The organism is Ruegeria sp. HKCCD8929 (assembly GCF_013031405.1).
In the GTDB taxonomy this organism is placed as follows: Bacteria; Pseudomonadota; Alphaproteobacteria; order Rhodobacterales; family Rhodobacteraceae; genus Ruegeria.
The window spans coordinates 434,713-440,880 of sequence record NZ_WPZY01000004.1 but is presented as its reverse complement, the minus strand read 5'-3'; the positions used below and the strand labels follow the sequence as shown (position 1 = coordinate 440,880).

Annotated in this window: 6 protein-coding genes; 5 read left to right on the top strand and 1 reads right to left on the bottom strand. The window is 63.6% G+C overall.

Features of this window, described 5'->3' with window-relative positions:
• Positions 1–397 precede the first annotated feature (397 nt).
• Positions 398–1,015, bottom strand: coding sequence for a TetR/AcrR family transcriptional regulator (locus GOX53_RS09240; RefSeq protein ID WP_171175570.1), 618 nt, complete (start codon positions 1,013–1,015; stop codon positions 398–400).
• A gap of 129 nt (positions 1,016–1,144) precedes the next feature.
• On the opposite strand from GOX53_RS09240, the gene mbfA reads away from it, so the two are divergent.
• From mbfA to GOX53_RS09215, 5 genes are all read left to right on the top strand, one after another.
• A complete protein-coding gene (mbfA, locus tag GOX53_RS09235; protein WP_171175569.1) occupies positions 1,145–2,119 on the top strand; it encodes an iron exporter MbfA in 975 nt (324 codons plus the stop codon).
• 45 nt (positions 2,120–2,164) lie between these two features.
• A complete protein-coding gene (locus GOX53_RS09230) occupies positions 2,165–3,094 on the top strand; it encodes an AEC family transporter (RefSeq protein WP_171175568.1) in 930 nt (309 codons plus the stop codon).
• Between the two features lie 114 nt (positions 3,095–3,208).
• The gene (fghA, locus tag GOX53_RS09225; protein ID WP_171175567.1) at positions 3,209–4,042 is read left to right on the top strand and encodes an S-formylglutathione hydrolase; all 834 of its coding nucleotides are present in this window, start codon (positions 3,209–3,211) and stop codon (positions 4,040–4,042) included.
• Between the two features lie 3 nt (positions 4,043–4,045).
• Positions 4,046–5,527 (top strand): Si-specific NAD(P)(+) transhydrogenase, encoded by a 1,482-nt coding sequence (gene sthA / locus GOX53_RS09220; protein ID WP_171175566.1) that lies wholly within the window; start codon positions 4,046–4,048, stop codon positions 5,525–5,527.
• Positions 5,527–5,979: a YaiI/YqxD family protein gene (locus tag GOX53_RS09215; protein ID WP_171175565.1), complete on the top strand. Its 453-nt coding sequence runs from the start codon at positions 5,527–5,529 to the stop codon at positions 5,977–5,979. The genes sthA and GOX53_RS09215 overlap by 1 nt, the downstream gene beginning before the upstream one ends.
• Positions 5,980–6,168: the final 189 nt, after the last annotated feature.

Genomic DNA, 6,168 nt, shown 5'->3' with positions numbered 1-6,168 from the left:
GACACCCAACCGGAAGATTCCAGATCAAACCGGCCCTGATCGCGGGGGAAGGTCACTTGCAGCCCTATGCGCGGCATGGGGCCACGCCCGCGTTTGAACGAGCCAAGTCCAAACATCGTTTGTCTGGTTATCTGGATTTGAATTACCGCGTTTAGGCGATTGCCAGTCACAAAACTGAGCAACCACCTTCGCAGGCGCCTTAAGTTCTTTTTTCATGGATTTAGTCGGCCAACCCGACTGTATGATGAACTACGATCATTGTCGTATATTCGTCGCCTCGTCCAAATCCAACCACGTTTCTACCAATAAAGCGGTCATTGGTGGAGCATGCAGCATCTGTCAAAATGGGCCCAAACCATTCATCAAGACATTCGACGCATATCCGCCCTGGAACGCTTCACGCGCCATACCGCGCCATGAAGGTGTCGACGGCGTGTTTGGCGACGTCGTCGATCTCGTCCTGGGTAAAGCTGTTCTGAATCCCCAAGACGGCCCGCATCCAAAGACGCACCTTGCAAAGCTCCGAGAACTGTTCGGCGGCCATCGGGATGTCGTCGATCACCAATTCACCCGCCGCCACGGCCTTTTCCAGGTACTCGCACATCTGGCGCTGGCCGTTTTCGGGGCCTGCCGCGTAGAACGCGCAGCCCAGTTCGGGGAAGCGGTCGCGCTCGGCCACGCAGATGCGGAACACCTGCTGCGCGAATTCCGAGGTCAGGAAGGCCACCAGCTGCGTGGCGGCGATTGTCATCACCTCGCGCACCGGTTTGGTCTCGTCGATCATCGACAGGATGCGCTCGGACATCAGGCGGCATTCGGTCTCGGCCACCTCCATGAACAGCAGCCGCTTGTCGGGGAAATAGCTGTAGAGCGTCGCCTTGGACACGCCTGCCGCGCGGGCGATGTCGTCGACGCTGGCGCCTTCGAACCCGTCGGCCATGAACACCTCGCGCGCGCCCTTCAATACCTGGTCGAATTTCCGGCCCGTGCGCAGGATGGTGGCTGGCTGGTTCATGGCTTCTCCTGGGGAATGTCACCTTTCAAACTTATAAACCGGGCGGTTTAGTTTCAATGATTTTCCGGGGCCGGGTTGCAGGGGTACACGCAATTGCTATGTTAGAATCATTCTAAACAGGGGCAGCAGATGCGATTTCTTTCTCACCGTAAACATTTTCGCGACCTGTCCGGGCAGGAGGTGATCGCGCTGGCGATTTCGTCCGAAGAGGATGACGCGCGCATCTACCGATCCTATGCCGAGATGCTGCGCGCGGACTATCCGGCGACCGCAAAGCTGTTCGACGGGATGGCGGCGGAAGAGGATGAGCATCGCGCCCAGTTGATCGCGCTGCATGAGGCGCGGTTCGGCCCGGTCATCCCGCTGATCCGGCGCGAGCATGTGGCGGGCTATTACGCCCGGCGTCCGGTCTGGCTGGTGGAGAACCTCGGGATCGAGCGCATCCGCGAAGAGGCCGAAGCGATGGAGCGCGATGCCGAGCGGTTCTATCTGGCCGCCGCCGCGCGCACCTCGGACGCGGCCACCCGCAAGCTGCTGGGCGATCTGGCGGCGGCGGAGGCCGGGCATCAGGCGACGGCGTCCGAGTTGGAGAACACTCATCTCGACGACGACAGCCGCGCCTCGGAAGAGGCCACGGCGCGGCGGCAGTTCATCCTGACCTGGGTGCAGCCGGGGCTGGCGGGGCTGATGGATGGCTCGGTCTCGACCCTGGCGCCGATCTTTGCCACCGCCTTTGCCACGCAGGACACCTGGACGACCTTTCTGGTCGGTGTCGCGGCGTCGGTCGGCGCGGGGATTTCGATGGGGTTCACCGAGGCCGCTTCGGACGATGGCGAACTGTCGGGGCGCGGCTCGCCGGTCAAGCGCGGGATCGCGTCGGGGGTCATGACCACGCTTGGCGGGCTGGGCCATGCCCTGCCCTATCTGATTCCGGATTTCTGGACCGCCACCACTGTTGCCATCATCGTCGTGTTCTTCGAGCTGTGGGCGATCGCGTGGATTCAGAACAAATACATGGAGACGCCCTTCTTCCGCGCCGCGTTCCAGGTGGTGCTGGGCGGGGCTCTGGTGCTGGCGGCGGGCATTCTGATCGGAAGCGGCTGACGGGCCGCCATTGCGGATCGGTCAAAAACTGTTACCAATCCCGCCATGGTCGAGATCTTTCTGCGCACCCTGCCCTTCTTTGCGATCATCGGCCTGGGCTACTGGGCTGGGCGCAGCCGGTTTTTCAGCGAAGACGCGACGGCCTATTTGACGAAGTTCGTTTTTTACTTTGCGCTGTCGGCGATGCTGTTCCGCTTTGCCGCAACCCTGCCCTTTGCCGAGATCTTCGACGCCCGCCTGATGCTGGGCTACCTGCTCGGCACGGTGGGGGTCTACGCGCTGGCCACGCTGGTGGCGTTCCTGCGTGGCCTCGATATCCCCACGGCAGCGGTTGAGGCGCAATGTGCGGCCATCGGCAATGTGGGCTTTCTGGGCCTGCCGATGCTCGCACTGCTGTTCGGTGAGGCCGCCATCGGGCCGGTGATGCTGGTGCTGACGGTGGATCTGGTGGTGTTCTCGTCGCTCATCGTGATCCTGATCAATGGCGGGCGCGACGGGCGGCTGACGGCAGGGACGCTGAGGCTCATTGGGCTGGGTCTGCTTAAAAATCCCATGATAGTATCTATTTCGGCTGGTTTGATCTGGTCCGCCCTGCGCCTGCCCGTGCCTTCGCCGCTGAGTGATTTCCTCACCATCCTCGGGGGCGCGGCCACCCCCGGTGCGCTGTTTGCCATCGGCGCATCGCTGGCCAGCAAATCCGCCGAGCGGGTGCAGATCGCCGGTTGGCTCAGTTTCTGCAAGCTGACCATCCACCCCGCCCTGGTCGCCATCGTCCTGCTCTGGCTGATCCCCGTCGCCCCGTTCTCTGCTGCCGTTGCCATCGCTGCCGCCGCGCTGCCGGTTGCGGGCAATGTCTATATGCTGGCCGCGCATTACGGCGTGGCCCCGCACCGCGCCTCGGCCGCCATCCTGCTGTCGACCGCCGCCAGCATCCTGACCGTGCCGCTGGTGATCGCCTGGGTCGGCACGCCCTGACTTCATCTTTTCGAAAAATACTCCCGCCGGAGGCTCCCGCACTTTACGCAAGCGCCTCGGACCGGTAGCGATAGCCAAGCACCAACGCCCGATACCAGACAAGGACCAAGCCAGATGGAAACCGTTTCGGAAAACACCTGTTTCGGAGGCGTGCAGGGCGTCTACCGCCACGCTTCGACCGCCTGCAACTGTGACATGACCTTCGGCCTGTTCCTGCCGCCCGAGGCCAAGGACGGGCCGGTTCCGGTGTTGTGGTATCTGTCGGGCCTGACCTGCACCCATGAAAACGCCATGACCAAGGCGGGCGCGCAGGCCTGGGCCGCCGAGCAGGGCATCGCGCTGGTCTTTCCCGACACCTCGCCGCGTGGCGAAGGCGTGGCCGATCACGAGGATTACGATCTGGGACAGGGCGCGGGGTTCTACGTCAACGCAACGCGAGACCCCTGGGCGCCGCATTTCCTGATGTGGGATTATGTGGCCGAGGAGCTGCCCGCGCTGATCATCGGGAACTTCGCCATCGACGCCGAGCGGCAGGCGATCACCGGGCATTCCATGGGCGGGCATGGCGCGCTGACGCTGGCGATGAACCTGCCGGGGCGCTACCGCTCGGTCTCGGCCTTTGCGCCGATCTCGAACCCCACGGGCAGCGACTGGGGCCGCAAGCAACTGAGCGCCTATCTGGGCGATGACGAGGCTGCGTGGGCGAAACACGATTCCTCGCTGCTGATGAAGGACAAGGGCTTTGACGGGCCGATCCTGATCGACACCGGCACCAGCGACCAGTTCATCGACCTGCTGCGCCCCGAGGCGCTGGCCGGGGCCATCGCCGAACGCCGCCAGCAGGCCACCAACCGGCTGCAGCCCGGCTATGACCATTCCTATTTCTTCGTCTCGACCTTCATGGAGGATCACGTCGGTTTCCATGCCGAGGCGCTGTACGAGGGCTGAGCGATGAGCAAATACGACTACGATCTGATCATCATCGGGTCCGGTCCCTCGGGCAGAGCCGCCGCCATCCAGGCGGGCAAGCTGAAGCGTCGGGTGCTGGTGATCGACCGCAAGGACCGGCTGGGCGGGGTGTCGGTGCATACCGGCACCATCCCGTCGAAGACGTTGCGCGAGACTGTGCTGAACCTCTCGGGCTGGCGCGAGCGCAGCTTTTATGGCCGCTCCTACCGGGTAAAGGACCAGATCAGCGCCGAGGACCTCAAGGCGCGCCTGCACATGACGCTGGACTACGAGGTCGATGTGCTGGAACACCAGTTCAACCGCAACCATGTGGACACGCTGAACGGGCTGGCGAAATTCGTCGGGCCCCATGAGGTTGAAGTGGCAACCGAGGCCGGGGACACCACCCGGCTGACGGCGGCCAAGTTCCTGATCGCCACCGGCACCAAGACCTATCGCCCCGATTACGTGCCCTTCAACGGCAAGACCGTGGTGGACGGGGACGATTTTCTGGAGATGGGCGAGATCCCCCGCTCACTGGTCGTCATCGGCGCCGGGGTGATCGGGGTGGAATATGCCACCATGTTCTCGGCGCTCGATGTGCGGGTGTCGCTGATCGAGCCGCGTGACAGTTTCCTCGACTTCATCGACCGCACTTTGATTCAGGAGTTCACGCATCAGATTCGTGAGAACGGTGTCGATCTGCGGTTGGGCTCAGCCGTCGAAAAGATCGAGGATGCGGGAACGCATATCGAGGTGAGCCTGGACAATGGCCGTCATGTGCGGGGCGAAATGCTGCTGTTTGCCGCTGGGCGGATGGGCGCGACCTCGGCGCTCAATCTCGATGTGGTGGGGCTGGAAACCGATCATCGGGGCCGGCTGGAGGTGGATCGCAAGACCTATCAGACCGCCGTGCCGCATATCTATGCCACCGGCGATGTGATCGGGCATCCGTCGCTGGCCTCGACCTCGTTGCAGCAGGGCCGCGTGGCTGCCTGCGACGCGCTGGAGACGCCGACCCTGCCGGAGAGCCCGTGGTACCCTTATGGCATCTATTCGGTGCCCGAGATGTCCACCTGCGGCATGTCCGAGGAGGAATTGCAGGAGCGCGGTATTCCCTATGAGGTGGGCGTGGCGCGGTTCCGCGAGACCTCGCGCGGGCATATCATGGGGCTGGAGCACGGCATGCTGAAGATGCTGCTGAGCCTCAAGACCCGCCGGGTGCTGGGGGTGCAGATCGTCGGTGAAGGGGCGACCGAGCTGATCCATATCGGTCAGGCGGTGATGAACCTGAAGGGGACGGTGGATTACTTCGTCCAGAACACCTTCAACTATCCGACGCTGGCCGAGGCCTACAAGATCGCCGGGCTCGACGCATTCAACCGGATGCCGATCCCGGATGAATTCAAGGTCCGCAAGCCCGCGAAACCGGCGAAGAAGGCCGAGCCCAAGGCAGAGGTCAAGCAGGACAAGGCGGCGGAGTAATGGCGCTTTATGTCGACGCCGATGCCTGCCCGGTCAAGCAAGAGGCCGAGCGGGTGGCCACCCGTCACGGGCTGACCATGTATCTGGTGTCAAACGGCGGGTTGCGCCCGTCGCAGAACCCTCTGGTTCAGGTGGTGATCGTGTCCGAGGGTGCGGATGAGGCCGACAAGTGGATCGCCGAGCGCTGCGGCGCGGGCGATGTGGTGGTGACCTCGGACATCCCGCTGGCCGCGAAATGCGTCAAGGCCGGGGCGCGGGTGCTGCGCCACAATGGCGAGGCGTTCACGGCGGCCAATATCGGCCAGCAACTGGCGATGCGTGATCTGATGGCCGACCTGCGTGCCGCCAACCCGCTGGGCGCGGGCGGTGGCGGCAAGGCGTTCTCCAAGGTCGACCGCTCGCGGTTTCTGGACGCGCTGGAACGGGAAATCCGGGCGGCTTCGCGCACCTGAAGGGCCAGAGGCTCCCGCCCGTCGGCGCCGCATCGAAGATGCGACCCCTCCCGTTGGGCCCGGCAGCGCGCGGGCAGGCCCGCGCGCTGGTGCCCCGAATTTCGCAGGTTTCAGCGATGTTTGGCCCGGTTGTGGCTTGATCATTGGCACAAGGATTGTTTCAGTTCGGCGCAAGGTATTCTGTTTGCT

Excerpts from the sequence above, each read along its gene's own strand:
- GOX53_RS09240 (WP_171175570.1), bottom strand. The coding sequence starts at position 1,015 with ATGAACCAGCCAGCCACCATCCTGCGCACGGGCCGGAAATTCGACCAG.
- fghA (WP_171175567.1), top strand. The coding sequence starts at position 3,209 with ATGGAAACCGTTTCGGAAAACACCTGTTTCGGAGGCGTGCAGGGCGTC.
- GOX53_RS09230 (WP_171175568.1), top strand. The coding sequence starts at position 2,165 with ATGGTCGAGATCTTTCTGCGCACCCTGCCCTTCTTTGCGATCATCGGC.
- GOX53_RS09215 (WP_171175565.1), top strand. The coding sequence starts at position 5,527 with ATGGCGCTTTATGTCGACGCCGATGCCTGCCCGGTCAAGCAAGAGGCC.
- mbfA (WP_171175569.1), top strand. The coding sequence starts at position 1,145 with ATGCGATTTCTTTCTCACCGTAAACATTTTCGCGACCTGTCCGGGCAG.
- sthA (WP_171175566.1), top strand. The coding sequence starts at position 4,046 with ATGAGCAAATACGACTACGATCTGATCATCATCGGGTCCGGTCCCTCG.